Origin of the sequence: Plantactinospora sonchi (assembly GCF_036422035.1) — a bacterium.
Lineage (GTDB): Bacteria > Actinomycetota > Actinomycetes > Mycobacteriales > Micromonosporaceae > Plantactinospora > Plantactinospora sonchi.
This window is the reverse complement of the sequence record NZ_JAZGQK010000003.1, coordinates 319,759-345,520: the sequence shown is the minus strand read 5'-3', so window position 1 is coordinate 345,520 and position 25,762 is coordinate 319,759. Positions and strand designations below refer to the sequence as shown.

The window sequence follows — 25,762 nt, the reverse complement described above, 5'->3', positions numbered from 1 at the left end:
CCGGCGCCCACTTCCAAGCCACCCTCGACCTGGTCGAGAGCCTCGACTGGCTACGCGCCGTTCCCGACCACAAAATCTGCGGAACAGAACCTAGGCCGGTTTCATGGATCATCAGCACGGGTCCCGGGCCCGCAGGGCGGAAGCGCTCGGATCCGCCTGGGTAGCTGTAGGCGCTACAGTTCGGCCGATGGTGACCTTTCCGGTCGACGACGTCACTCTCGCGAGCGAGGCACTGCCCACCCGGCCCCTCGGCGCGCTGTTCCCGGACGCGCTGGTCACCGATGGTGACCCCGGCACGCCAATGGTCGAACCTGGTGGCGAGTTCGCGCACCTGGAAACCGGTCGGCTCGACGCGCTGTGGGTCCCGGTCCCGGCGACGCCGGTCAGAGAGGCGTCCGACGCCGACGCCGAGTGAGTCCGCCGACACACTGACGTTCCTCGGGTACCCGCCGACATGTGACGCCGAACGGGGCGGCGTGTTGGTGGGTGCACGATCGTGCCGTCGACCTGGGCGTCCCGGTCGATGCCGTCGTCCAGTCCGGCGAGGGTGATGGCCTGGGCCGTGGCCGGGCTCAGGTGCCGTAGGTGACCCATCGACGGAACCGCTGGCAAGCCGTCTTCCACGGCCCGTAGCCCACCCCGATTCGTCAGAGCGTCTGTTCCAGGGATGGGTCTTACGAACGACCTTCACGCTCGGTGAGGCGAAACCTGGGGAATGTGTCGAGGCCGGTCACAGCCAGCTGTTTAGGGCGGCGAGGTGGATGGTGTCCGCACAACGGCCAGTACGCCGCTCCGGGCGGGTCGTCGGACGGCCGGTGAAGTCGTCGGACGGCCGGTGAACAGGCGCAGCCCGACGAAAGACAGGGACGACGCCCTTCGATCGTCCAGTGTGCGGTAGCGGGCCCCGAACCTACGGTTCAGCGGATCCTCGTCACCGGCTCCTGGAGTGCGCGTGTCTCCCTCACCATCGCGAAAAACAACCTCTCTCGCCGGGCTGTGGCGTTACGGGGTCCTGCTGGTCGTCACGGCTCTGATCGGTTTCCTCTGCCCGCCCGGCCTCGCCTCGGCTGCCCCCGTCCTGGACGGCGCGGCTGTCGATCGCTTCATGGCCGATCATCTGGAGAGCACTGGCCTGCCCGGAGCGGCGATCGCCATCACCCACCGCGACCAGGTCGTCTACCTGCGGGGGTACGGGCACAATTCGGCGGGCGACCGGGTCACGGCGGACTCGTTGTTCCCTGTCGGATCGGTCAGCAAGTCGTTCACCGCCCTGGCCGTCATGCAACTCGTGGACGCGGGCAGGCTCGAACTGGACACACCGGTGCAGCGGTATCTACCTGACTTCGCCCCCCGGGGTTCCCGCTCCGCCTCGATCACCGTCCGGCAGTTGCTCAACCAGACCTCGGGTCTGTCCGACCAGACGTTCCCCGACGCGCGCGGGCCGCAGCCTGCCTCTCTGCAGGAAAGCGTGACAAGGTTGCGGAGCGCCGAACCGGCCACAGCACCGGGAGAAAGCTGGAGCTACTACAACCCCCACTACCACGTCGCGGCTCGGCTCGTTGAGGTCGTCGCGCAGACGCCGTTCACCGACTACCTCAACCGCCACGTGTTCGGCCCACTCAAGATGGCCTCCAGCGTCACCCTGAACAACACCCGCGATCTTCACGGCGTACCCAAGGGATATGCCTACGTCTACGGTCGGGCGGTCGCCCGTTCGGAACCGGCACAGTTCGTCAACGGAAGCCACGGGGTCGTGAGTACGGCGCACGACATGGCGCAATGGCTCGTCCTCCACAACAACCGTGGAAAGAGCATGGACGGCGCCCAGGTCGTCTCTCCGCAGGCGATCGACGCGCTGCACACCCCGCCCAAACCCGAACCCGGATATGCGATGGGCTGGTTCGCGAACACCGACGACGGCCGGAATGAACTCACCCACGACGGCGCCTGGTTCACCTTCACAGCCAACCAGACACTGTTGCCGGAAACCGGATACGGCATCGCCGTCCTGGCCAACGTCGGCATCGGCCTGGGTGTCAGCGACACCAGCGTCATCACCGAAGGACTGATCACCCTCATCGAGGGCGGAACTCCACAGCCCGGCTCGAAGAGCACACTGGTCGTCCACCTGGTTCTGGCCGGGATGACGCTTCTCACCATCGCCGCAGGCGTTCGGGGGGCACTCCGCAGCCGGCTGTGGGCACGACACAGGAGTAATCGGCCCATCTGGCGGCTCTGCCTGCGGCTGTTGCCTTACGGAATCCCGCTGGTCGTACTCTGGTGGCTGCCACCCATCGTGGACGCCGTGTTCAACGGGCCGGCCATCACCTGGCCTCAGATCATGGTCGGCGGGATACCACTGGTGGTCTGGATTGTCAGCGGCGTCGTCATGAGCGTCGCCGTCGTCGGCCTACGATGCGTCGCCCTGCTGCGGCTGCGCGCCGGTGCCCCTGACCCGGCGCAGCCGAAGCACACCTAGCGCCTGTTCGTACATGGTGTGCCGTAGCTGCACCGCGTTGGCGCGGCTGCCCTCATCCGATGCCGGGTCGGGATCTCGACGGGTCGGGCAGACGCGCGCCATGGGTACGCTCGACCCATGCTGACCTGGCGGTGGCACGGACGGGCCGCGAACACGGCCCTGGTGCTCGTCGTCGGCCTGGTCGCCCTGGTCGGCCTCCTGGTGCAGGCGGACGGCCTCGACACCGCCGCCGAATGGGCGGCGCTCCCGGTCGTGCTGGTCTCCGCCGCCGCGCTGTACCTGCGCCGCCGCCATCCGGTGATCGTGGGTCTGGTGGCGCTGGCCGCCGTCAGCGCCTACGGGATGCTGCTGCACCGGCCAGGCTCGATCATGCTGGTGTTTGTCGTGGCGCTCTACACCGTCGTCGACGAGGGACACCTCGCCGTCGCGATCGGGCTCGGTCTCGCCTCGGTGGTCGCCTTCGCGGTCGCGGACGGCTACGACCGGAACACCGCGAACGGGGCGACCCTGTTGCACGCCGGCTGGCTGGTCGCCGTCATCGTCGGGGTGACCCGCAACCGCCGGGCCTATCTCGCCGAGGCGGAAGCCCGGACGCTCGCCGCCGAACGTCGTACCGAGGAGGAGGCCCGGCGCCGGGCCACCGAGGAGCGGCTGCGCATCGCCCGCGAGCTGCACGACGTACTCGGCCACCACCTGTCGCTGATCAACGTGCAGGCCAGTGCCGCACTGCACCGGCCCGATCCCGAGCGGTCCGCGCAGGCGCTGACCGCGATCAAACAGACGAGCCGGGAGACGCTGCGGGAGCTGCGTACCACCCTGGGCATGCTCCGCCAGGAGGGCGACGCGCCGACCACTCCCCCGCCCAGCCTGAGCCGCCTCGACGAACTGGTCAGCATGGCCGAGCGGTCCGGGTTGGTGATCCACACCGAGCTGGACGGGGCCTCGGCGCTCCCACCGGAGGTCGACCTGGCGGCGTACCGGATCGTCCAGGAGGCGCTCACCAACGTGACCCGGCACGCCGGTGCGACCGCCGCCGTGGTCCGGGTCCGGGCCGACCGCGACGAGCTGCTGGTGGAGGTCGAGGACGACGGCACCGCCGCACCGGAGCCGCCCGGCAACGGGATCCTCGGGATGGGCGAGCGGGCCCGGGCGCTGGGCGGCTCGCTGACCACGGGCCCACGGCCGGAGGGTGGTTTCCGGGTACGCGCCCGGCTGCCGCTGCCATCCGGCCCGGTACCGGCGAAGGCGGCGGAGGCATCCGGAGCGACGGAACCGGTGCGGACGGCGGGGGCGACCGGATGATCCGGCTGCTGCTCGCCGACGACCAGACCCTGGTACGCGCCGGCTTCCGGTCCATTCTCGACGGTGAGGACGGCATCGAGGTGGTCGGTGAAGCCGCCGACGGCGCCGAAGCGGTACGGCTCGCCCGGCAACTACGCCCGGACGTCGTACTCATGGACATCCGGATGCCAGGGCTGGACGGCCTGGCCGCCACCCGGGAGATCACCACGATCCCCGACGTCCACGTGATCATCCTGACCACGTTCGACCTGGACGACTACGTCTACGGCGCCCTGCGGGCCGGCGCGAGCGGCTTCCTGGTCAAGGACACCGAGCCGGCGGAGCTGATCCACGGGGTGCGGGTGGTCGCCCGGGGCGACGCCCTGATCGCGCCGTCGATCACCCGCCGGCTGATCGCCGAGTTCAGCGCCCGGGCCGCCCACCCGGACCCGGGACCCCGGCTGAGCGCGCTCACCGAGCGGGAGCGTGAGGTGATGGCGCTGGTCGCCGCCGGGCTGTCCAACAACCAGATCGCGGCACGGCTGGTGCTGAGCCCGGCCACCGCGAAGACACACGTCAGCCGGATCATGACCAAGACGCAGGTCCGGGACCGGGCCCAGCTGGTGATCCTCGCGTACGAGTCCGGCCTGACAGTGCCCGGCTGGCTCACCCGCTCCTGAGCACGGCCTCGGGTCAGGCGGTGCGTCGGGAGCGCAGCAGGGCCAGCCCACCGAGGGCAACCGCGATCAGCCCCACCACCAGGGCCACGTACGCCCCGCCCCGCCCGTTGCCGGTGCCGATGCCACTGTCGGAGGTGGCCACGACGAGCGCACCGAGAGCCATCCCGGTCAGCCCCGCCACCAGCGCCACGGTGGCGCCGAGCCCGCCGGATCCGGTGCCGATCCGACTGGCGGGACGGGCCAGCGCCAGCCCGGCGACGACCACGCCGACCAGTCCGAGCACAGCTGCCACGCTGGCCCAGATCCGCCCGGCGCTCATGGTGTAGACCTCGGCGGCGATCGGCTGGACGGAAACAGGTACGAACAGGTGACGGACATTCATTGGAGGTCCTTCCGCTGGTACGACACGTACAGCGGGAGCGTATGGAGCGGGGTGGTCACCGGTCGTCATGCCGGAGTTGCGAGATCGACTACCACCCGGGTTGCGGCTGTGCCGCTCGTCGTACCACCGGGGTTGTCTCCGGCCGGTTCACGGGTTCAGGTCGGTGCAGTAGGCGATGGTCGCGTCATCCGCCGCGACCGCGTCCCGGGCCTCCGCCTCCCGGACCCGCCGGATGACCTCGTCAGGCCCACTCGATCCGAGGATCGTCAACACCTGCGGCCAGTCGGCGAGCCCGAACCGGTCCACGATCCGGCTGGCCCCGTTGCTGAGCAGCACCGCACCGGACAGCTCGGCGATTGGACAACTTCCGGTGTACGCCTGCGCCGCCGCCCGGGGATCCTCCTTGGCCACCCAGTAGCCGCCCGGTCGGTTGCGGCTGCCCCGGACCACGGTGACGGCCTCGCGATACACCTGGTCGTACTCGGCACTGCCCTCGACAAGCGTGGCCAGCGTCTCCTCGTACGGCTGGCTGACCGTCGCCTCCCGCTGATCGGTGACCACCACCGGCCCGCCGACCCGGTCCAGGACGAGCGTCGCGTCCCCGAGGACCAGGTGGTCGACCCGGTCTCCGACACGGCGCAGCATCACCACCGCCGCCCACGGGCTACGCGGATCCGTGACGTCGCAGGTGTCCCGGTGGGCGTCCGTCACCCGCCCGATCGCCTCGGCGAGCAGTGCGGGAAGGGTCGAATCGGCGTTGCCGGGCAGGAGGGTGAGCAGTTCCGTGCCGAGCCGGGTGGCGTACCAGCCGACGTCGTGCCGGCAGACCAGTTCGGCGCCGGCCACCCCACCGGCGCCGTCGGTGAGCACCACCGCCGTGGGTACGGCACCGACAAAGTCCTCGTTGCCCCGGCCGACCTTCCCCGCGGCGACACTCGCCATCGTCACCCGCACGCTCTGTCATCCTCCCGCCGGCGCGGACGTCGACCGACCGTAACAGGACGATGTCCGGGAGCATTCCATGCCGCGCGGACCGGACCATGACGGTGCGACCGCACATCCCACGGGTCGCGCGGACATCCAGCCTGATCGGTAGGCTGGCGCGGTGAGCCAGCCGCCCGTCGAACCTCCGCAGCACGGTCCCACCTCGCCAGCCGGCGCCGGCCAGTCCTGGCAGCCCGGCCCGTCAGGGGCGACCGGGCCTGGTCAACCCGGAGCCTGGCAGCTCGGCCAGCCGGGTCACTCCGCGCAGCCGGGAGCGGCCGCGGCCGCGTACCCGACCGGGGCGCCACCGGCGAAGCAGAACCGGCGCGGTCTGATGATCGGGCTGATCGTCGCGGGCGTGGTGGCACTGCTCTGCGTCGGCGCCGGCTGCATCGGCTTCGGGACGTACTACTGGTCGGAGGTACGGGTCGAGCCGACCTCCGACGCGCCCCCGCCCGCCCAGCCACTGTCCTGTCAGGCCACCACGGTGCAGGGACAGCCGGAGATCAAGGCGGTCGGCATGCCGGACTTCGCCTCCGCCCCGCAGACCGGCACCGTCACCATGCGGATCACCACCAGCCTGGGGCCGATCAGCATCACGATGGACCGGGCCAAGACCCCGTGCACGGCGGCGAGCTTCCAGCACCTCGCCGACAAGAAGTTCTTCGACGGCAGCCGGTGCCACCGCCTGGTCACCGAGGGCATCTTCGTCCTCCAGTGCGGCGACCCGACCGGTACCGGGCGGGGCGGCCCGGACTACCGGTTCGCGGACGAGAACCTGACCGGGGCGAAGTACACCCGGGGCGTGGTGGCGATGGCGAACATCGGCGAGCCCGCCACGAACGGCAGCCAGTTCTTCATCATCTTCAAGGACACCGAACTGCCGGCGCAGTACACCCCGTTCGGTACCGTCACCGCCGGGCTCGACATCGTCGAGCAGGTCGCGGCCGGTGGGCACGACAACTCGCTGGGCGAGGTCGGCGGGGGTACGCCGAACACCCCGGTCACCATCCAGACGTTGACCGTGGGCTGACGCCGCGACCCGCTGACCCGACCCGCGATCGGTAATCTTGCCCGGTGATCCACCCGACCGCTGAGCCACCGCAGGGCAGCCCCACCCCGCCGTCCAGGCCCGGGCCACACTGGCAGCCGGGGCAGGCAGCGGCCCCGCCGTACCCGACGGACGCGCCGCCGGCGAAGAAGCGCGGGCGTCCACTGGTGATCGGGCTGATCGTCGCGGGTGTGCTCGCCCTCTGCGTCGGCGCCGGCTGCATCGGCGTCGGGGCGTACTACTGGTCGGAGGTCAGGGTCGAGCCGACAACCGACGCCGGGGCCGCACCCGAGACCTGCTCGGTCAGCACGGTGGAGGGGGAGGCGAACCGGCCGATCGGGATGCCCGACTTCGACGGCGCCCCCCGGACCGGCACCGCGACGCTGAACCTGGAAACCAACCTCGGCCGCATCACCATCACGATGGACCGGGCCAAGACCCCGTGCACGGTCGCGAGCGTCCAGCATCTCGCGGAGCGGGCCTACTACTCCGGCCAGGCGTGCCACCGCCTGACGACGGAAAAGAGCTTCGTCCTGGAGTGCGGCGACCTGTCCGGCACCGGGCGGGGCGGCCCGGACTACCGGTTCGCGGACGAGAACCTGACCGGGGCGAAGTACACCCGGGGCGTGGTGGGGATGGCGAACGACGGCAGGCCGAACAGCAACGGCAGCCGGTACTTCATTGTTTTCGACGACAGCCCGTTGCCGCCGACCTACACCCCGTTCGGCACGGTCACCAGCGGACTGGAGATCGTCGACCACGTCGCGGAGGGCGGCCACGACAACGCGTACCGCTCGTCGGCCGGCGGCGGCGTACCTCGTACCGAACTACACGTCAGAAACGCGACCGTGAGCTGAGCCGGTTACGGCCAGGGCACGACGCGGCGGGACACGGACCGCGTCCCGCCGGAAATCCCGGGTGATCGGCGCGCCGACGCGCTCCGTCTCGCGGAGACGGAACGCGTCGGATCCCCCCGTTCGGACCGCGCGGACACCCGGCCGTCAGACACTCACCACGGATCCTGGCCACGCCTGGCAGCCGCGCCCGGTGTGCCGTCACGCATCGTCGCCATCTGTCAGCTCCCCCCGGCTCTCGCTCGTTTGCCCGTCACGGGCCGGTGTGCCGGCCCGCTCGTGGTCAATCGTCCGGCAGGGACCTGACCGATACCTTGAATCCCCAGGCCAGGCCAGCCTTGGACCGTCTTTCCGCAGGCTGATCAGCACGCCCCGGCGTCCCGATGCTGCCGCCGTTCGTGAGGCATGCCGGACTCCTTGGTACGACCTTGACGCGGTCGGATGGCAGCAGCCCGCTGGCATGATGGCGCGATGGCCATCACCCGGCGTATGCGCCACGACCGCATGTCGGCCTCTCTCGCCGCCCGCGATGACGACGAACTGGCGGCGTTGCTTCAGTCCGCGCCTGCCGGGGCTGTGGGCGCGGGAGGCGGCTCCTCGGTGCTCGACGTCGACGGCGTGCCGGTGTTCGTCAAACGGATCCCGATCACCGACCGGGAGCTGGCTCAGCCACACAGCACGGCGAACCTGTTCGACCTGCCGGTCTACTGCCAGTACGGCATGTACCGCCTCGCCGGTCCGGGCTTCGGCACCTGGCGCGAGTGGCCGCGAACATGATCGTCACCGAGGGAGTCCTCGCCGGTGATGCGCGGTGCTTCCCCCTGCTGTACCACTGGCGCGTACTACCCGGCCGTCCACCTGTCGCGTCCGAGCACCGTGACATTGAGGCCGTTGTGGCGCAGTTCGGCGGCGCCCCGACGGTGCGCATCCGCTTCGAGGAACTGGCCGGCGCTGTCTCCAGCCTCGTGCTGTTCCTCGAGTACGTCCCCGATCCGGTGTTCCGGGGGCTGACCGACCCGGTCGACCGGGCCGAGACGGTCGAGCGGCAGTTGTTCGAGGCCGTAGCGTTCCTGCGTAGCCGCGAGCTGCTGCATATGGACGGCCACTTCGGCAACATGCGGGTCGACGGTGGTCGGATCCACCTCGTCGATTTCGGCCTGGCCACATCGTCTCGGTTCGACCTGTCGGACGCCGAGCGCGCCTTTGTCGCCCACAACGTCGGCCACGATGCCGACTACGCGGCGATGAGGCTGGTGAACTGGCTGGTCACCACAGTGTGCGGGGTGCCGGTGCCGGCCACCGGCGGTCCTGTCGCCCGCAACATGTACGTGCGCCGGTGCGCGAACGGCGACATTCCGCGGGGTGTGCCGGCGACCGTGGCGGCTATCATTGCCCGCCACGCCCCGGCTGCGGCACGGATGAACGACTTCTGCTGGCGGCTGTTCGACGGCGACATCCGCGCGGAGTACCCCGGCTCGTAGTTCGATCCCGCGATCCGGCCTCCCAAGTCCCACGACGTGGTCAGCTGGCGAACAACACGCGTCCGCGGAGCAGATCGATCCCGGCGCGGCCGTACATTTTGGCGTCTGATCGGGTCAACCGGCGGCCAGCGCCTCGGTCGGTGCCAGTCGGCTGGCCCGGACCGCCGGATAGAGCCCGGCGACCGCGCCGATCAGCAGGGTCGCCGCCAGACCGCCACCCGTCGCCCAGGCCGGCACCACGATCGGCCACCCCTGGACGTACGCGTAGCCGCCGGTGACCCCGATCCCGAGCAGCAGCCCCCCGGCACCGCCCAACGCGGAGAGCAGCAGCGACTCCGCCAGGAACTGCGCCCGTACGTGGCCCCGGGTCGCACCGAGCGCCCGACGCAGCCCCACCTCGGCCCGCCGCTCCAGCACCGAGATCACCATCGTGTTGGCGATGCCGACCCCGCCGACCAGCAGCGCCACCGCCCCCAGCCCGAGCAGCATCCCCTGCATCGCGGAGTCGGTCGCCTGCCGGGCCGCGAGCGCGTCGGACGGCCGCGACACCACCACCTCGCCCGGTGCCTGTGGGTTGGCGGTCGGGCCGAGCACCGCACGCACCGCCGCGACCTGCTCCTCGGCCGCCCGGACGTAGATCCGGGTCGGGTGCCCGTCGAACCGCAGGTACGTCCCGGCGGCCCGCCACCCCACCAGCGCGGCCGAGTCCAACTCCTCGGCCAGCGGCACCGGCGCCAGGATGCCGACCACGGCGAACCACTCACCGCCGAGCCACACCCGCACCCCCACCCGGGGTACGTCCAGCCGTCGCGCCGCCGCATCACCGAGGACAACCGCCGGATAGCTGCCGGTCGCGGTACTGAACCAGGAACCCTCCCGCAGCGTCCCGCCCACGGTACGGAGCAGCTCCGACTGCGCCGCCAGTACCTCGATGCTGCCGGTCTGCCCGGCCGGCACCAGGTCACTGCGGTAGACGTACGCGTCGACGTGGCCGGTCGCCCCGACCGAGTCCACCGGGCCGATCCGCTCGACCATCCCCACCGACTCCTCCGGCAGCACCGCCTCCGCACCGGCACGCCCCTCGCCCGGCCCGACGGTCAGCAGGTTGGTACCGAGCCGGTCCAGGGTCCGGTCCAGTTCGGCCCGACTGGAGGTGGAGATGCCGACCACCGCCAGCATCGCCGCGATCCCGATCGCGACACCCAGCGCGGAGAGGACAACCCGCAGCGGACGGGTACGGAGTCCGGTCGAGCCCAGTCGGGCCAGGTCGGCCGGACCGAGCCGACCCGGTCGCAGCGCCCGGCTCACCGCCGTACCTCCGCCGGGCCGGACAGCGGCGGTGCGGGCGCTGACGGTGGAGGGGCCCCGGAATCACCGACGATCCGGCCGTCCCGCAGCTCGATCCGGCGTGGCAGTTCGGTGGCGATCTGCTGGTCGTGGGTGATGACCACCACGGCGGTGCCCCGGGCGTGCAGCTCGTGCAGCAGCGCCAGCACGCCGGCCCCGGCGACCGAGTCCAGGTTGCCGGTGGGCTCGTCGGCGAGCAGCAGCACCGGGTCACCGAGCACCGCCCGGGCGATGGCGACCCGCTGCCGCTCGCCCCCGGACAGTTCGTGCGGCCGGTGGTCGAGCCGGTGCTCCAGGCCCACCCGGGTCAACGCCTCGGCCGCCCGTCGCCGACGCTCCCGTCCGGGTACGCCCGCGTAGAGCAGCCCGTCGGCGACGTTGTCCAGCACCGGCACCCCGACCGCGAGATGGAACTGCTGGAAGACGAAACCGATCCGTCGGCCGCGCAGCGCGGAGAGTTCCCGGTCGGAGAGCGCGGAGACGTCGTACCCGTCGATGCGCACCGTGCCGTGCGAGGGCCGGTCCAGGGTCCCGAGCAGGTGCAGCAGCGTCGACTTGCCCGAACCGGACGGTCCGACGACGGCGACCAGTTCGCCGTACCCGATCCGCAGGTCGACCCCGTGCAGGGCGACCACCCCGCCGGGGTAGGTCCGGCGCACCCCGGTCAGCGCGACGACCTCACCCGGGCCGGTCTCCGGCGCCGTTCCCCGCCGCGTTGCCGGCGCCGTTCCCCGCTGCGTTGCCGGGGCCGTTCCCCGCTGCGTTGCCGGGGCCGTTCCCCGCTGCGTCGCCGGCTCCGGGCCGGTCGCGGTCGATGTCACGACGGAACCCCCACCGTCATCCCCTCGTCGAGCCCCTCGCCGGTCACCTCGACCCGCCCGTCGGCGAACATGCCGGCTGTCACCGGCACGATCCGGGTGCCGGCGGCCTCCACCACCTCCAGCCCGTAGCCGCCCTCGGCCAGCGCCAGCAGCGCGTCCACCGGCACGGTCAGCACGTTCTTCCGTTCCTCCTCGACGTACCGGACGTCGACCGGGGCACCGGAGAGCCCGCCCAGCGCCTTCTGGTCGGCGACCCGGATCGTGACCTCCACCGTCGCGGCGCCGGTCCCCGGGCGTTCCGGATCGACCGGGGCCGCACCGCCACCGGTGGACGCCGGAGCCGGTGCCCCGACGACGGTGACCTCGCCGGCCACCGTGCCGCCGGTCGGCAGCGTCACCGTCACCTTGGCGCCGCCGCGCGCCCAGCCGGCCCGCCCCGGCTCGACGCCGACGGTGACCAGCCGGGTGTTGCCGGTGTACGACAGCACGTCCCCGGTCGCGGAGCCGCCGACCCGGACCAGCCGCTCGGCGACCCGGAGCCGGCCCGGCGCGTAGACCACCCGGTCCCGGTCGACCGTGCCGCTCTCCGGCAACCCGAGGTCACGCTGCCAGCGTGTGACCGCGGCGGCGGTACTGGCGGTGAACTCCTCGTCCACGGTGAACCCCTGGTAGTCGAGCGCCGCCAGGTTCCGCTCGAACTGTCGTACGTCCGAGCCCTCGGTGCCGACGGTCAGCGGCCGGTACATCGGCAGGAAGCCGTAGAACAGCACCACCGGCTGTTCGTCGGCCCGCAGCAGGACGCCGCCCCGCCCGATCGTGGCGCCGGCCTCCGGCAGCCAGGTCACTGTGCCGGTCGCGGTCGAGGCGAGCGGCTCGGCCCGGCCGTACCCGAGTTCACCGGCGAGGGTGACGGCCTTGACCAGGTTCTGGCGGGTGACGGTGGCGGTCGCGGCCGGCCCGGTGCGGGCGGGCGCCGGCCCGCCCTCTCCGGGCCCGCCGAGACCGAGGGTCGCCACGCCGGCCACCACGACGGTGACCAGGGCGGCGCCGACCAGCACGGCCGGCCGCCAGCGCCGCCGGGCGGATCCGGACCGCTCGGCCCGCTGCGACGTGGTCCGCTCCTGCCCGCTCATCCGTTGACGACGGCGTTCGGGTCCGGAGTGGTCGGCGGTCGGCCGTCCAGCACCGGCTCGCAGATCTGCAGCGCCCGCATGTTCGCCGCCTGCTCCTGCTCGGTCAGCTCGCGGCCGAGCGCGCCGCCCGCCGGCCAGGAACCGTCCGGCCCCGGGTCCGGCCAGTCCGGCATGCCGTTGTCCCGCATGCACCTGGCGTACTCCCGACGCTGGGCGAGCTGCTCCGGGGTCAGCGGTGCCGGTCGCTCCTCAAGCTCCTCCGGCACGGGCATTCTGCCGAACTCCTCGCACGCCTTCCACGCCGCCGCCACCTCCGGCTCGGCCTTGTTCCGGCCGCCGATGGCACGCAGGTCCAACTGCCCCTTCGAGTCGGGATCCGGGACGTCGAAGCCCTGTTCCCGGAAACACCGGGCAAGGTTGCGGCGGTCCTCGACGTACGCGGCGAGGTCTTCGGAGGCCGGGCCGGGCGAGCCCGCCGCCTCGGCCCCGTTTGCGGTGGCGACACTCGGCGTCTGCTCACCGGCACCACATCCGGGAAGCCCGAACGCCAGTACGGCGACCGCGCCGACGGTCGCGGTGAGCCGTCGGAACGGAGCTCTGGGACGAATCATGTTTTCTACCTGTCTTTCCGACTGTTCATGGGCATGCGTCGTCGGCCCGGCCCGGTGCGGAACACCCGGCGGGTGACGGGGAGATCGGGGGGTGCTAGCGGCCGCTCATCGGATACCAGTGCCAGCCGTCGGTCGAGCCGTAGATCCCGGTCCCGGTGTCCCGGGCGTAGTAGAAGCCGTCGGGGGTCCGTTGCGGCGGGCCCGCCATCGGTGGCAGACCGTCCAGTTCGACCTGCCGGTACTCCGCCGCGCCGTCCCGGGCCGCCCAGAACCGGTACCCCAGACCCGTCCGGCCGCTGTCCTGGTAGAGCACGTGGCTGCCGTCCGCTGTCACGAACGACCCGAGGTCCGAGTCGCCGAGCGGCAGCGCGTCCACGGCGGTGACCCGCTGCCAGCCGGTGACCGCCGTGTAGCGGTGCACCGCCTGCTCCGACATGGTGCTGATCACGGCGTACCCGTCGGTTCCCGGGCCGACGGTGACCTTCGGCGCGACGCAGCCGCCGGTACCGCAGGCCGGGCCGTCCGCGAAGACGTGGCGGGACCAGGTACGGCCGGCGTCGGGGCTGATCGCGACCGCCGGCCGCCCCGTCGCCGGATCGAGGCCCGGCGCCCAGAGCCGGCCGGACGTCTGCCGGACCAGCAGCAGGTCACTCAGGACCAGCGGAACGCGGTTGGCGAGCGGCGAGAGCCGGTTCGCCTCCGGATCGAGCGCGTGCAGCTCGCAGGGGCGCAGGGCGGGCGCCACGGACGCCTGCGGATCCGCCCCCGGCACCGGCCAGCAGACCACCGGGTGGCCGGGTGGCGCCGCCGGCACCTCCGGCCCGGCCTGCGGTGCCTGCCAGCTCCGCCCACCGTCGCGGCTGGTCATCAACCTCGGGACACCCGGCGTGGCGGCGTCCAGTACCTCGGCGAGCAGCGCGTCCGGGCCGAGCACCGCCAGACCGGCGACGTCGACCGGGGCGCCGCGCACCGACCAGTTCCGGCCGCCGTCGTCGGAACCGACCAGCTGCCAGACGGTCTTGCGGCACGGCTGACGTTCCGGGGAGCAGGTCGACATCGCGACGTAGCCGCGCCGGGCGTCGCCGGCACCGACCCACTGGACGATGCCGTCGCCCGGCAGGGTGCCCGACGTCGGCGGCTCGCCGGAGGCCGTCGTGCGCGGCGTCGGGCCGTCGGCGACAACGTCCGGCGTACCGGCCCCGCCGGGCAGGAGAACGGTGGCGAGTACCAGGGTCAGCGAGGTGGCGACCGCCGCGGCACCACCGGCCAGTACGGCCCGGCGCCGTCGCCACCGTCGTCGGCCGGCCCCGTACACCTCGTCGGCGAGCATCCGGGTCGGCGGCGTCTGCTCCGCCGCGTCCTCGAACATCTCCCGTAGTCCGGTCATCTGCTCCGCTCCCCCACCGTGATCAGTTCACCGTTCGGTACCGCGTCGCCGAGCACCCGGCGCAGTGTGGCGAGTCCCCGTGCCGTCTGGCTCTTCACCGTGCCCTCGGAGCACCCCAGTACGGCGGCGGTCTCGGCCACGTCGAGTTCGTGGTAGAAGCGGCAGACCAGGGTCACCCGTTGCCGGGGTGGGACCTGTCGCAGCGCCCTCGCGAAGAGCACCCGCCGGGTGGCCGCCTCGGTCGAGTCGTCCGGGTCGACCGGTTCCGGGGTGTCCGCCACGATCCGCTCGCGTCGCCGCCAGACCCGCCGGGTCTCGGCCAGGTAGGCCCGGACCAGGCAGGTCCGGACGAAGGCGTCCAGCGCCTTCGGGTCGCGTACCCGGTGCCAGCCGGCGGCCAGCCGGATGAACGCCGTCTGCGCCAGGTCATCGGCCCAGTGCCAGTCGCCGCACATCAGGTACGCGCTACGCCGCACCACATCCCGCCGGGCGGCGAAGTACTCGCTGAACTGGCGCCGGTCCTCGTTCTCGTCGCGTCGCATCCCGCTCCTCTCGTCGGATAGGTGCGCCTCGGCGACCCGACCGGTTGCCCGGTCCGGCGAACTATTTCGACGGTCGGGAAATGGGGCTGTCCGGGGCAGTGCCGGCCCGCCCGGCCGCTGCCCGGAGCCGGTCGCGCCGCCGCTGCCGTCGACGGCGGGGGTGACCGCGATTCTGCCTCGGATCCGCACCCGTCGCGGACCGGCGTCGAAGGGTGACGGCGGGTCCACCGGCACTGCGGCCGTCGGGCATGCTGGGGCGCGTGACCGACGAACATCTGCTGGCCGTCATCACCGGCCTGCTCGAGACGCCCTTTCCGAACTCCGACGTGTCACAGGGTGACCGGGACAGCGCACCCGCGCACCACCTCCAGGTCCTGCGCCGTACCGACGACTTCTGGGAGGACCGTGCCGAGGAGCGGTACGAGGCGGCCGAGCGGGAGATCGAGGCCGCCCGTCAGCCGCTGGTGGCCGCGTTGACGGCGCGCTGGGGTACGCCGATGGCGGTGGACCTGACGCCGTCCTGGCGCGACAGCAGGACTCTGCCGGAACCACTGGACCGGCTCAGCCAGGTCAGCGGCGAGGTGCTGGTCTGGTGGCCGGCGGGAACGGAACGCTGGGTCGGCCTCGCCGTCGGTCAGGCCGACAACGAGTTTCCGATCGAATTGATCGCGGCGGTCGGGATCGGGCAGTTTCCCGTGACGGTGCCGGGCTCGCCGCAGCGGGGTACGAACGCGTCGACGGCGGACGCGCCCCGGAGGCCCCTTGACGCCCCGTAAGCCGGACGCCGACGCCGCCGCCGTCGACGCCCTGCTGCGTAAGGTCTTCGGTACCTCGGTCCCGGTGTCCTGCCGACGCACCCCGGACGGGGTGTCCACGCAGGTCTACCAGGTCCGGCGGGGGTCCGAGACGTTCTACCTGCGCATCGCCGAGGAAGCCGACGAGAACCTCGAAACCGATGCCGAGCTGCACCAGCGGCTGCGGGATCTCGGTGTCCGGGTCGCCCGGGTCGTCCATGTCGACCCCTTCCACACCGGGATCGGCCGCTCCACCATGATCACCACCGAGGTTCCCGGTGTCCCGCTGGCCGGGGTCGCCGCGCCGGCTCGCGCCGCGTCCATCGTGGAGGCCGCCGGTGCCGACCTCGCGGTGCTCAACCAGGTGCCGGTGGACGGGTTCGGTTGGGTGCGCCGGAGCGGGCGTCGGTGGCCGCTCCAGGCCGAGCACGCCAGCTATCCACCGTTCGTGACCTCCTACCTGCCGGCACCGTGGCCCGGTCCGCTGGCGTCGCTGTTCGCGACCCCGCTCCTCGACGCCCTCGAAGACCTGGTCGCAGACGAGCGCCGGCAGCCACCGACCCGGGCCCGACTCGCCCACGGCGACTTCGACCTCGACCAGATCTTCTGCGCCGACGGCCGCTACACGGGTCTGATCGACTTCGGCGAGATCCGGGGCACGGAGCTGACGTTCGACCTGGGCCACTTCTGTCTGCACGACCGTACGACCCCCGCCCTGCTGCCCGCCCTGCTCACCGGCTACCAGCGGGTCCAACCGCTGCCCGCCGACCACCTGCGGTCGATCCGGCGCAGCGCGATCCTGCTGGCGCTGCGTCAGCTCTGCCGCTGGCTCGGTCCGCCCCGCCACCTCCCGCTCGACCATCCCGGCGTGACCAACCGCGCCAGGCGGATCGGGGAACTCGTCAGCGCGTCCTGAGCACCACCGCCGTCAGCGGTGCTCCTCGACGTACGCGCGCGGGTCCTTGTCCTGGAAGAGCAGGTCCCGGCCGCCCGGGTGCTCGCCGTAGAAGGTGAGCCACCGGGCGCCGAGTTCGAGGCGTAGTTCCCGGCTGGCGTTGCGCCGGAAGTCGGCGAGCGCGCCGTCCTCCTCCTCGGCCAGGTGTTCGCTGTTCTCCCGCCGGGCCTGCCAGACCGCCGCCCACCAGCCGTCGGTACCCGGTACGTGCCGGCGCGACTCGGCGATGGCGTCCCGGATCTTGTTGTGGTCCGCGATCGCGTCGTCGGTCTCGTCGACGGCGATGTCGGGGTCACCGTGCCGGACCAGGTACGGATAGAGGATCGCCTCCTCCGCCTCCGCGTGGATGTCCAGGTGCAGGGCGAGCGGATCCCACACCGCCCGCAACTCCGTCTCGCCCCGGGCGTCGTCGAGGCGGGCGAATCCGCGCCGGAACGTCTCGTGGTCGTCCAGGATCAGACCGGTGATGTCGTCCATCGCCCACTCCCTTATGTTTCAGAACAAATCTCAGGCATTACACGCGGAAGTTCTATTTTTACGGGGTACTAGCGAAGTATTGCGATAAAGGCCAGAATTCCCGCATGGCTGTTGGGGAGTTCCAGACGCAGGTCGTCCGGCGTGCCCGGGGGATCAGTGCCGTACTCAGCACTCCGCCGTACGTGAAACCGGGTCACTACTATTCGCCGGCCACCTCGCCCGCCGACCGTACGACCGCTGTCGGCTGGCGCGACCTGTCACCGGTCGGGATCGACCTGCGCGAGGCGGAGCAGGTGTCCCTCGCCGCCGAACTGGCGCCGTACCTGCGGGAGCTGCCGACCGGCCGCTGGCACGACCACAACGGCATGTACGGCCGCGCCGACGCCGCCGTACTGCACGCGATGCTCCGACACCACCGGCCGGCCCGACTGGTCGAGGTCGGCTCGGGTTACTCCACGGCGGTCGCGCTCGACGCCGTCGAACGGCACCTGCCCGAAATGCGGATCACCTGTGTGGAGCCGCACCCGGAGCGGCTGCGGTCCCGGCTGCGGCCGGGCGACCGGGTCGAGCTGATCCAACGCCGGGTCCAGGACGTCGACCGGGAGACCTTCGCCGCGCTGGACTCCGGCGACATCCTGCTGATCGACTCGACGCACGTGGTGAAGGCCGGCTCGGACGTCGTCTGGCTGCTGCTGCACGTGCTGCCCACGCTGCGACCCGGGGTGGTCGTCCACATCCACGACATCCACTGGCCGTTCGAATACCCGGAGAAGTGGCTCCGCGAGGGCCGGGACTGGACCGAGGTCTACCTGCTGCGGGCGTTCCTCACCCACAACACCTCCTGGCAGGTGCTGCTCTTCACCTCGTGGCTGTGGTCCCAGCGGCCGGACGCCGTACCGGCCGAACTGCGGGGGCTGCCGACCGGCGCGTTCTGGATGCGCCGCACCCGCTGACGCGCCGGACCGACCACGACCGCCCGGGGATCGTCAGGCCGGGTCGGTGGCCCGGCCGGGCAGCACCGGTACCGGACGGCCCGGCGGCCGGTCACGCGCCTGCCACTCGCGCGGATAGCCGAGCGACACCTCGGCGAACCGGACCCCGTCGAACCAGTTCACCCGGGGAATGTGCAGATGCCCGTAGACCACGGCGGCGGCCCGGTAGCGGACGTGCCAGTCGGCGGTCCGCACCGTGCCGCACCACTGCGCGAACTCCGGATACCGCAGTACCCGGGTCACCTCCTGCACCAGCGGATAGTGGTTGACCAGCACGGTCGGCACCGCCGGGTCGAGTTCCGCCAGCCGCCGCTCGGTGAGTTCCAGCCGCGCCGCGCACCAGTCCTGCCGGGTCGGGTACGGGTCGGGATGCAGCAGGTACTCGTCGGTGCAGACCACCCCGGTGGAGTGGGCCAGGGCGAGCGCCTCCTCGCTGCTGCCCACCCCGGGCGGCCAGAACGTGTAGTCGTACAGGAGGAAGAGCGGGACCACGGTCACCGGCCCGCCCAGTCCGGTGAAGACCGGGTACGGATCCTCCGGGGTCAGTACGCCGACCCGCCGGCAGATCTCGACCAGCAGCTCGTAGCGGGCCACCCCACGCAGCTGCACCCGGTCCTGTCGGGGCGTCCACAGCTCGTGGTTGCCGGGCGCCCACACCACGGTGGAGAAACGCTCCTTCAGCACCCGCAGTGCCCAGTAGATGTCCTCCACCCGCTCGCCGAGGTCACCGGCGAGCAGCAGCCAGTCCTCGTCGGAGCCCGGCGCGAAGCCCTCGACCAGCTTCCGGTTCTCGGCGTAACCGACGTGCAGGTCGCTGACGGCCAGCAACTCACCCCGGGCCGGGGCGACGTCGCCGGGGACGGAGGGGCTCAGGGCTCGACCCAGCCGTGCGACCGGGCGAGGACGACGATCTGCTGCCGGATGACGCCGATCTGGGCGCCGGTCAGCGTCGGCACCTTCTCGATCAGCAGCTCGGTGATCTCGGCGCTGAGTTCGGCACCGGAGAGGACGTCGCACAACTCCTCGTTGTCGCCCGCCGGGCGGCTCGGCCGGGGTTTGACCGCGGGCCGGTCGACGATCCGGATCGTGGTCGCCTTCAGTCCCCGTTCGCCCTGCTCGACCTCGTACTCCAGGCGCATCCCCGGATAGATGAGGTGCTTGTCCTCGCCGAAGTCGTTGGCGTGGACAAAAACGTCCTCACCACCGGCGTCCGGCGCGATGAACCCGTAACCGCGTACCTCGTCGAACCGCAGCAACTTCCCGACCGCCACGACCGCCACCACCACCCACTACAGAACCGACAAACCACCCGCCGACCCACCCGGACCGCCGGGCCGCCCTCCGCCACGATAGCCGTACCGGCCCGACGGCCCGGTCCCTGACGAGGTCAGGACGGCTCCGCGACCAGGATGACCGGCTCGTGGCGGACCGGGAAGTTGACCGAGCTGGCGATGAAGCAGAGCTGGTGCGCCCGCTCGTGCAGCTCGGCCGCCCGCTCGACCATCTCCGGCGCGGCGACGGTGACCCGGGGCCGGAGCACCACCTCGGTGAACGCTCCCCCGCCGTCACCGCTCTCGACCATCGTGCCGACCGCCTCGTCGGTGTACCCGGTCACCACGACCCGTCCGCGCGCGCACAGACTCAGGTACGACAGCATGTGGCACTGGGCGAGCGCGGCGACCAGCAGCTGTTCGGGGTTCCACCGTCCCGGGTCGCCCCGGAACAACGGATCGGCCGAGCCGAGCAGCGGCGGCGGGCCCTCGGCGACGAGCGTGTGGTCCCGGCCGTAGGCCCGGTAGTTGACCGTGCCCTCGTCACCCGCACCGGTCCAGGTGAGCGTCAACGGGTAGTCGTGAGATCTCGCCATCACCCGATCCTGCACTATCCCGGATCCGGGCCGGACCGGCGGGAGCCCGCCTCCGCCGGAGATGTCACACCGGGCCGGACCCGGAAAAGCCCGCCTCCGCTTCCGAGGTGTCACACCCGGAGCGGAGGCGGGCCGGAGAACTGTCAGCAGCGGACCGGGGCCGGCGGAGCGGTCAGAAGTCGTCCGGGGTGCGGATCCGGTCGCGGATCCAGACGCCGGCCTCCTTCAGCCGCCCGGTGCCGGAGAACTGGCCGGCCCCGCAGGTGCCGGTGGTGAAGACCGCGCCGGAGCGGAAGTCGTCGGAGAAGTTCCAGTTCACCCAACTGATCTTCCGGCTGGCGAAGAGGTCGAGGTAACGCTGGGCCATGGTGAAGTTGTTCGGGCCGTCGCCGGTGTACTCCTGGGTGCCGAACTCGGTGACGAACAGCGGCAACCGGTCCGCCGCCCGGGTCACGGTGTCGAGGTAGTAGTCGTCGTGCGAGGCGGCGTAGAAGTGGAAGACGTACATCACGTTGCCGGCGGTCACCGGGTTGGCGGCGATCACGTCCGGCCCGCCGCCCTCGCCGGAGGCGCCGAGCGACGACCAGTCGGGGGTGCCGACCAGCACCACCGCGTCGGCGTCCCGGGTACGGATCACCGGGATGATCTGGTCGGCGTAGCTCTTGATGGCGCTCCAGGCCACGCCGTTGGGCTCGTTGGCGATCTCGTAGATGACGTTGTTCTTGGCCCGGTGCCGGTCGGCGATCTCGGCGAAGAAGGTACGCGCCCGGTCCAGGTTGGCGTTCGGGTCGCCGGGAGTGAGCATGTGCCAGTCGACGATCGCGTACATGCCCCGGGCGGTGGCCAGCTCGATGTAGTTGTGCACCAGGTCGGTGAAGCGCCGGGGGTCGGTCTCGTAGCCGCCCTCCTGGACGTACATCGAGATCCGCAGCACGTCGGCCCGCCACTCGTTGGCCAGTACGTCGAGCGAGCCGGCGGTGGCGCAGTTGGCGTACCACTGCAGGCCGTGTGTGCTCATGCCGCGCAACTGGATCGCCTTGCCCCGGGCGTTGCAGAGCTGCCGGCCGCAGACCCGGAGCTGCCCGTTGGCGGCGACCGGGGTGCTGCCCGGCGGCACGGTCGGGGTGGGCGTCGGGGTCGGGCTGGCCGTCGGGGTCGGCGTGCTGCCGCCGGCGCACGGCTGGCCGTTGAGCCGGCAGCCGACGGGCGCACCCGGCCCGGTGCCGACGAAGCCGAAGGTCACCGAGGCCCCGGGGTTGACGGTGCCGTTCCAGGCGCGGTTGCCGAAGGTGTGGTGCTGCCCGCTGCTGGTCAGGGTGGCGTCCCAGTAGCTGCCGACGGTGGTGCCGGCGGGCAGGTCGAACTCGACCCGCCAGGAGGTGATGGTGCTGGCACCGGAATTGGTGATGGTGTAGCGACCCTCCCAACCCGAGCCCCACTCGGAGACCTTCGCGAAGCTGGCGGTCGGGGTGGCGGCGGCCTGGGCGACCGTCGTCAGTGGCGCCGACAGCACGGCCACCGGCGCGGTCGCGACCGCGGCGACCAGACCGGCCAACAGGAGAGTCCTTCGGGTACGCGTCACAGGTGCCTCCGGGACGGTCGACGGTGGTGGCCTGTCGGGGAGCGACCGACAGGCATCAATTAGCGTCGAACTATAAGGAAAGCTAAGAGTGCTCGCAACCGGTGGCCGGTCAGCTCCGCAGGCTCGCCAGGAACATCGCGATCAGCCGCTCGTACGTCTCGTCGGGGTCCTCACCCAGGCCGAATCCGCCACTCGCCTCGATCGAGGCGAAGCCGTGGGCGATCGACCGGGCGCACCGGGTGGCGTGGATCGCGGCGGAGTCGGTGAGACCGTAACCCCGGAGCATGCCGAGGAAGACCTCCATCATCCGGTTGCCCGCGTCGACCATGGCGGGGTCGTGCAGCGGGTCGGCGGGGAACGCGGCGTACCGGGCCGGGTACTCGCGGACGTACTCCCGGTAGCTGCGCAGCAGCGCGGCGACCGCGTCGTCGCCACTGCGCCCGATCACCACCGCCGTGAACCGCTCGGTCATCTCCACCATCACCCGTACGCCCACCAGCGCGCGGAGTTCGGCGAGGCCCGCGACGTGCTTGTAGAGCGAGGGGGCGGCCACGCCGGTGCGGCTGGCGACCGCGGCCAGGGTCAGACCCTCGACGCCCTGCTCGTCGACGACGTCGAGAGCGGCGGAGACAACGGCGGCGGTGGAGAGTCCGGCCCTAGGCACCGGCCCACCCGTGACCTGCTCTTTTCCCGTTCGTCAGTACGGTATTGACCATAGCCGGAAAGCTAATCCTGCTAGCGCCCACCGTCAAGTCGACCGTCAACCCTGGCGGAGGCCCGCAGGGGTGATCGCGGCGAGGGCGAGGTCCACCACGCCGTCGGCGTACGCCTCGGTGAGGGGGCCGGTACGCAGCAGCCAGCGATGGTAGATCGGCCCGAAGAGGAGTTCCACCACCTGGTCGAGGTCGACGTCGGGCCGGACCTGCCCGACCCGCCGGCCGGCCTCCAGCCGGGACCGGACCGCGTCGAGTTGGGGCCGCAGCAGCCGGTCGCGGGCCTGCTCGGCGAGCGCGTCGTCGGAGAGCGTCTCGATGGTGATCGCCCGGGTGGTGGCGGACAGCCGCGGGTCGGCGAACTCGGCGACCGTGGCACGGATCAGTGCCCGCAGGTCGGCGGCGACGTCTCCGGTGTCGGGCACGGACCCGTCGCCGGCCGTCGCGGCGTCCACCAGCGCGTCCAGGATCACCGCCCCCTTGCCGCGCCACCAGCGGTAGATCGTCTGCTTGCCGACCCCGGCCCGCGCGGCGATCCGCTCGACGGTCAGGTCGGCGTAGCCGGTCTCGGCCAACAGTTCCAGGGCGGCGGCGAGGATCGCTCGGCGGGAGCGTTCGTTACGGCGGGCGGGGTCGGCGGGCACGGGCTCAGCGTACCGCAGCGAGACGAGACGGATCGTCTTGACAAGACGAGCCGACAGGGGCACAGTGACCGGACGAGACGTCTCGTCTCGTTAACGTGTCGCTCCACCGAGGAGAAGCGTGTCCCACATCGCCATGGTCAGCATCCCCGCCCCCGGGCACGTCAACCCGAGCGTGCAGATCCTGCGCGCCCTGGTCGAGCGAGGACACCGGGTCACGTACGCGAACGACCCGTCGTTCGCCGACGTCATCCGGCGCAGCGGGGCCGAACTCAAGCCGTACCGCTCGACGCTGCCCGCCCCCGACGAGGAGTGGGTCGACGATCCGATCGCCCAACTGACGCTCTTCCTCGACGATGCGATCGCGATGCTCCCGCAGCTACGTGCCCGGTACGCCGACGACCGCCCCGACCTGTTCCTCTACGACATCGCCGGCGCACCGGCCCGGCTCCTCGGCGAACAGTGGGGCATCCCCGCGATCCAGCTCTCCCCCACCTTCGTGGCCTGGGACGGCTACGAGGCGGAGATGGCGCAGGCAGTCGAGGCGATACGGGCCGATCCGCGCGGGGCGGACTACTACCGACGGTTCACGACGTGGCTCACCGAGAACGGGTCGTCGGTCACCGACAGCCTCGCCTTCCAGGGCCGACCGACCCGCTGCCTGGCACTCATCCCCCACGCCCTGCAACCGAACGCCGACCGGGTGGACCCGACCGTCTACAGCTTCGTCGGCCCCGTCCTCGGCGACCGGTCCGACCAGGGCGGCTGGACCCGGCCGGCGACCGCCGAGAAGGTGCTGCTGGTGTCGCTCGGCTCGGCGTTCACCCGGCACCCCGACTTCTACCGGCGCTGCGTCACCGCCTTCGGCACGCTGCCCGGCTGGCACACCGTGCTGCAGATCGGCCGGCACGTCGACCCGGCGGAACTCGGCGTCGTGCCGGACAGTGTGGAGGTGCACCCCTGGGTGCCGCAGCTCGCGATCCTGGAGCAGGCTGACGCGTTCCTCACCCACGCCGGCATGGGCGGCAGCAGCGAGGGGCTGTACTGCGGCACGCCGATGATCGCCGCACCCCAGGCCGCCGACCAGTTCGCCAACGCCGAACGGCTGGCCGACCTCGGCGTTGCCCGGGTCGTCGACGTGGCCACGGTCACCGCCGACGAGCTGCGGGAGGCACTGCTGCACCTCACCACCGACGCGGTGGTGTCGGCGCGGTGTGCCGACCTCAGCCGCCAGGTACGTGACGAGAGCGGCACGGCCCGGGCGGTCGAGCTGATCGAGGCCGAGCTGTCCGCCGCTCCGGTCCGGACGGCGTAGCGCGACGGTCGGCCGGCAGCGGATACCGGACCGGCCCGGGAGCAGACGACGACCTCGGCCGGCGACGGCTACCGGACCGGCCCGGGATCAGGCGATCTCGGCCGCCGACCCGGTGCCGGCACCCCGGTTCGGCTTGTCGTGCTCCGGCCCGGGCTCCACGGCACCGGAGCCGTCGACGGACGGCGGACCGACCGGCGGCCGGAGCGGCGACCCGGTCTCGGCGGGTCTGAGCTCGACCGCCGGCATCGTGGGTCGCCGGAGCCGGCCGGGGCCGGCCGACGCGGGCGGGCCGACCGGCTCGGTGACCACCGGGGACGGTCGGGAGAACCCGGTCAGCCCGAGCGGCGGGACGTCCCGGGAACCACCGGTCGACGCCCCGGTCGGCCCGACCCGGGGTCCCGGCACCGCCACCGGGCCGGGGACGGCGGGGGTGGCGGACGGCACCAGCCGGGGCGGCGCGACGTCCGGCGTGGTGACCGGGGTGAGGCCGGCCACCAGCGTGCCGACGATCTCGGCCGCGTACGCCCCGTCCGGGTCGTAGTCCGGGTCGAAGACGGTGACCTCCACCCCGAGGCAGTGCGGGGTGTCGACCAGGCCGGCCAGCAGCAGCTCCAACTCGGCGAAGGCGATCCCGCCCGGGTCCGGCGCGTCGACGGCCGGCATCACCGCCGGGTCGAGCACGTCCACGTCCACGTGCACCCAGTAGCCGACACAGTCGGTCAGCTGGTCGTGGGCCCACTGCGCGGTCCGGGCCGCGCCCTCGGCACGCAGCGCCGGCACCGGCCGGGTGACGATCCCGGCGGCCTGCAGGTCGAGCCGGTACTCGTCGTGGGCCCGGATGCCGAGCACCACCACGTCGATGTCCCGGAAGTACGGCCGCCGCCCCTCGATCGCGGCCAGGTCGGCCTGGCCCCGCCCGGTGACCAGGGCGAGGTCCTCGCCGGCGGCCGCGCCGACGTACGAGGCGTTGCCGGGGTGCCGGAAGTCGGAGTGGCCGTCGACGAAGACCAGCCCGACCCGGCCGCCGACCGCCTCGCCGAGCCGGTGCATGGCCAGCGCCGAGCCGAGCAGGATCGAGCAGTCGCCGCCCAGGACCAGGGGAAACTCCCCCCGGTCGATGATCGTGCCGACCCGGTCGGCCAACAGCATCGAGTACGACGCGATCGACCCCGCGTGGCACACCCCGTCCCCGGGACGCCAGTCCCCCGGGTCGTACCGGGGTGGGGTGAGACAACCGGCGTCCCGGGCATTGAGCCGGGCGATCAGGTCGTGGTCACGCAGCGCGCCCGGGGCCTTGGCGCAGCCCGGCACCGAGGTGCCGGTCGGTGGACGCAGGCCCAGGTTGGAGGGGGCGTCCAGGACGGCGATCCGGCGCATACGTGTGCTCCCGTCC

At 72.0% G+C, this 25,762-nt stretch carries 27 protein-coding genes and 1 pseudogene; 12 read left to right on the top strand and 16 right to left on the bottom strand.

The window, feature by feature from the left end:
- The first annotated feature begins 187 nt into the window (after window positions 1-187).
- The 4 genes from V1633_RS04970 (at window position 188) to V1633_RS04955 (ending at window position 4,440) form a co-directional block, all read left to right on the top strand.
- Window positions 188-415, top strand: coding sequence for a hypothetical protein (locus tag V1633_RS04970; protein WP_331213150.1), 228 nt, complete (start codon window positions 188-190; stop codon window positions 413-415).
- A gap of 537 nt (window positions 416-952) precedes the next feature.
- Window positions 953-2,479, top strand: a complete 1,527-nt coding sequence (locus V1633_RS04965) for a serine hydrolase (RefSeq protein WP_331212954.1) — start codon at window positions 953-955, stop codon at window positions 2,477-2,479.
- A 117-nt stretch (window positions 2,480-2,596) separates the two neighbouring features.
- Window positions 2,597-3,781: a sensor histidine kinase gene (locus V1633_RS04960; protein ID WP_331212953.1), complete on the top strand. Its 1,185-nt coding sequence runs from the start codon at window positions 2,597-2,599 to the stop codon at window positions 3,779-3,781.
- On the top strand, window positions 3,778-4,440 hold the full coding sequence (locus V1633_RS04955; RefSeq protein WP_331212952.1) for a response regulator transcription factor: 663 nt from the start codon (window positions 3,778-3,780) through the stop codon (window positions 4,438-4,440). The genes V1633_RS04960 and V1633_RS04955 overlap by 4 nt, the downstream gene beginning before the upstream one ends.
- A gap of 13 nt (window positions 4,441-4,453) precedes the next feature.
- On the opposite strand, the gene V1633_RS04950 is transcribed toward V1633_RS04955, so the two are convergent.
- Both V1633_RS04950 and V1633_RS04945 read right to left on the bottom strand, forming a co-directional pair.
- Window positions 4,454-4,822, bottom strand: a complete 369-nt coding sequence (locus V1633_RS04950) for a DUF6223 family protein (RefSeq protein ID WP_331212951.1) — start codon at window positions 4,820-4,822, stop codon at window positions 4,454-4,456.
- Between the two features lie 147 nt (window positions 4,823-4,969).
- The gene (locus V1633_RS04945) at window positions 4,970-5,776 is read right to left on the bottom strand and encodes a hypothetical protein (RefSeq protein WP_331212950.1); all 807 of its coding nucleotides are present in this window, start codon (window positions 5,774-5,776) and stop codon (window positions 4,970-4,972) included.
- Window positions 5,777-5,927: 151 nt separating this feature from the next.
- Here V1633_RS04945 and V1633_RS04940 point away from each other — a divergent pair, with 151 nt between their 5' ends.
- From V1633_RS04940 to V1633_RS04925, 4 genes are all read left to right on the top strand, one after another.
- Window positions 5,928-6,839 carry a peptidylprolyl isomerase gene (locus V1633_RS04940; RefSeq protein ID WP_331212949.1) on the top strand — a complete coding sequence of 304 codons (912 nt, stop codon included), beginning with the start codon at window positions 5,928-5,930 and terminating at the stop codon, window positions 6,837-6,839.
- A gap of 44 nt (window positions 6,840-6,883) precedes the next feature.
- Entirely contained in the window at window positions 6,884-7,714 is an 831-nt protein-coding gene (locus V1633_RS04935; RefSeq protein ID WP_331212948.1) for a peptidylprolyl isomerase, read from the top strand.
- Window positions 7,715-8,182: 468 nt separating this feature from the next.
- Window positions 8,183-8,488: a hypothetical protein gene (locus V1633_RS04930; protein ID WP_331212947.1), complete on the top strand. Its 306-nt coding sequence runs from the start codon at window positions 8,183-8,185 to the stop codon at window positions 8,486-8,488.
- Window positions 8,485-9,192: a protein kinase family protein gene (locus tag V1633_RS04925; protein ID WP_331212946.1), complete on the top strand. Its 708-nt coding sequence runs from the start codon at window positions 8,485-8,487 to the stop codon at window positions 9,190-9,192. The genes V1633_RS04930 and V1633_RS04925 overlap by 4 nt, the downstream gene beginning before the upstream one ends.
- 114 nt (window positions 9,193-9,306) lie before the next feature.
- Here the strand turns inward: V1633_RS04925 and V1633_RS04920 are convergent, their stop codons facing one another.
- The 6 genes from V1633_RS04920 to V1633_RS04895 form a co-directional block, all read right to left on the bottom strand.
- Complete coding sequence (locus V1633_RS04920; RefSeq protein ID WP_331212945.1) at window positions 9,307-10,500, bottom strand: ABC transporter permease; 1,194 nt, start codon at window positions 10,498-10,500, stop codon at window positions 9,307-9,309.
- On the bottom strand, window positions 10,497-11,207 hold the full coding sequence (locus V1633_RS04915; RefSeq protein WP_331213143.1) for an ABC transporter ATP-binding protein: 711 nt from the start codon (window positions 11,205-11,207) through the stop codon (window positions 10,497-10,499). The genes V1633_RS04920 and V1633_RS04915 overlap by 4 nt, the downstream gene beginning before the upstream one ends.
- Window positions 11,208-11,356: 149 nt before the next feature.
- Window positions 11,357-12,493 carry a peptidoglycan-binding protein gene (locus V1633_RS04910; RefSeq protein WP_331212944.1) on the bottom strand — a complete coding sequence of 379 codons (1,137 nt, stop codon included), beginning with the start codon at window positions 12,491-12,493 and terminating at the stop codon, window positions 11,357-11,359.
- Window positions 12,490-13,104: a hypothetical protein gene (locus V1633_RS04905; protein WP_331212943.1), complete on the bottom strand. Its 615-nt coding sequence runs from the start codon at window positions 13,102-13,104 to the stop codon at window positions 12,490-12,492. Before V1633_RS04905 ends, V1633_RS04910 begins: the two co-directional genes overlap by 4 nt.
- A 94-nt stretch (window positions 13,105-13,198) precedes the next feature.
- Window positions 13,199-14,491 (bottom strand): beta propeller repeat protein, encoded by a 1,293-nt coding sequence (locus V1633_RS04900; protein ID WP_331212942.1) that lies wholly within the window; start codon window positions 14,489-14,491, stop codon window positions 13,199-13,201.
- On the bottom strand, window positions 14,488-15,033 hold the full coding sequence (locus V1633_RS04895) for an RNA polymerase sigma factor (protein WP_331212941.1): 546 nt from the start codon (window positions 15,031-15,033) through the stop codon (window positions 14,488-14,490). Before V1633_RS04895 ends, V1633_RS04900 begins: the two co-directional genes overlap by 4 nt.
- A gap of 260 nt (window positions 15,034-15,293) precedes the next feature.
- Here V1633_RS04895 and V1633_RS04890 point away from each other — a divergent pair, with 260 nt between their 5' ends.
- Together V1633_RS04890 and V1633_RS04885 are read left to right on the top strand one after the other, a co-directional pair.
- A complete protein-coding gene (locus V1633_RS04890) occupies window positions 15,294-15,809 on the top strand; it encodes a hypothetical protein (protein ID WP_331212940.1) in 516 nt (171 codons plus the stop codon).
- Window positions 15,796-16,743: a phosphotransferase family protein gene (locus V1633_RS04885; RefSeq protein WP_331212939.1), complete on the top strand. Its 948-nt coding sequence runs from the start codon at window positions 15,796-15,798 to the stop codon at window positions 16,741-16,743. Before V1633_RS04890 ends, V1633_RS04885 begins: the two co-directional genes overlap by 14 nt.
- 12 nt (window positions 16,744-16,755) lie before the next feature.
- On the opposite strand, the gene V1633_RS04880 is transcribed toward V1633_RS04885, so the two are convergent.
- Window positions 16,756-17,259 carry a hemerythrin domain-containing protein gene (locus V1633_RS04880; RefSeq protein WP_331212938.1) on the bottom strand — a complete coding sequence of 168 codons (504 nt, stop codon included), beginning with the start codon at window positions 17,257-17,259 and terminating at the stop codon, window positions 16,756-16,758.
- 104 nt (window positions 17,260-17,363) lie between these two features.
- Between V1633_RS04880 and V1633_RS04875 the strand changes: the two genes are divergently transcribed.
- On the top strand, window positions 17,364-18,212 hold the full coding sequence (locus V1633_RS04875; RefSeq protein ID WP_331212937.1) for a class I SAM-dependent methyltransferase: 849 nt from the start codon (window positions 17,364-17,366) through the stop codon (window positions 18,210-18,212).
- A gap of 33 nt (window positions 18,213-18,245) precedes the next feature.
- Here V1633_RS04875 and V1633_RS04870 read toward each other — a convergent pair whose 3' ends face one another.
- The 6 genes from V1633_RS04870 to V1633_RS04845 form a co-directional block, all read right to left on the bottom strand.
- Window positions 18,246-19,124 carry a metallophosphoesterase family protein gene (locus V1633_RS04870; protein WP_331213142.1) on the bottom strand — a complete coding sequence of 293 codons (879 nt, stop codon included), beginning with the start codon at window positions 19,122-19,124 and terminating at the stop codon, window positions 18,246-18,248.
- Entirely contained in the window at window positions 19,121-19,522 is a 402-nt protein-coding gene (locus V1633_RS04865; RefSeq protein ID WP_331212936.1) for a cold-shock protein, read from the bottom strand. The genes V1633_RS04870 and V1633_RS04865 overlap by 4 nt, the downstream gene beginning before the upstream one ends.
- Window positions 19,523-19,638: 116 nt before the next feature.
- Entirely contained in the window at window positions 19,639-20,118 is a 480-nt protein-coding gene (locus tag V1633_RS04860; RefSeq protein WP_331212935.1) for an OsmC family protein, read from the bottom strand.
- 172 nt (window positions 20,119-20,290) lie between these two features.
- Window positions 20,291-21,700: a cellulase family glycosylhydrolase gene (locus V1633_RS04855; RefSeq protein ID WP_407951961.1), complete on the bottom strand. Its 1,410-nt coding sequence runs from the start codon at window positions 21,698-21,700 to the stop codon at window positions 20,291-20,293.
- A gap of 109 nt (window positions 21,701-21,809) precedes the next feature.
- Window positions 21,810-22,364 carry a TetR/AcrR family transcriptional regulator gene (locus V1633_RS04850; RefSeq protein WP_331212934.1) on the bottom strand — a complete coding sequence of 185 codons (555 nt, stop codon included), beginning with the start codon at window positions 22,362-22,364 and terminating at the stop codon, window positions 21,810-21,812.
- Between the two features lie 96 nt (window positions 22,365-22,460).
- Window positions 22,461-23,057: a TetR/AcrR family transcriptional regulator gene (locus tag V1633_RS04845; RefSeq protein WP_331212933.1), complete on the bottom strand. Its 597-nt coding sequence runs from the start codon at window positions 23,055-23,057 to the stop codon at window positions 22,461-22,463.
- 133 nt (window positions 23,058-23,190) lie between these two features.
- Between V1633_RS04845 and V1633_RS04840 the strand changes: the two genes are divergently transcribed.
- Window positions 23,191-24,369 (top strand): macrolide family glycosyltransferase, encoded by a 1,179-nt coding sequence (locus V1633_RS04840; RefSeq protein WP_407951971.1) that lies wholly within the window; start codon window positions 23,191-23,193, stop codon window positions 24,367-24,369.
- 410 nt (window positions 24,370-24,779) lie between these two features.
- On the opposite strand, the pseudogene V1633_RS04835 reads toward V1633_RS04840, so the two are convergent.
- A pseudogene (locus V1633_RS04835) lies at window positions 24,780-25,746 on the bottom strand (arginase family protein); the annotation flags it as partial.
- Window positions 25,747-25,762: the final 16 nt, after the last annotated feature.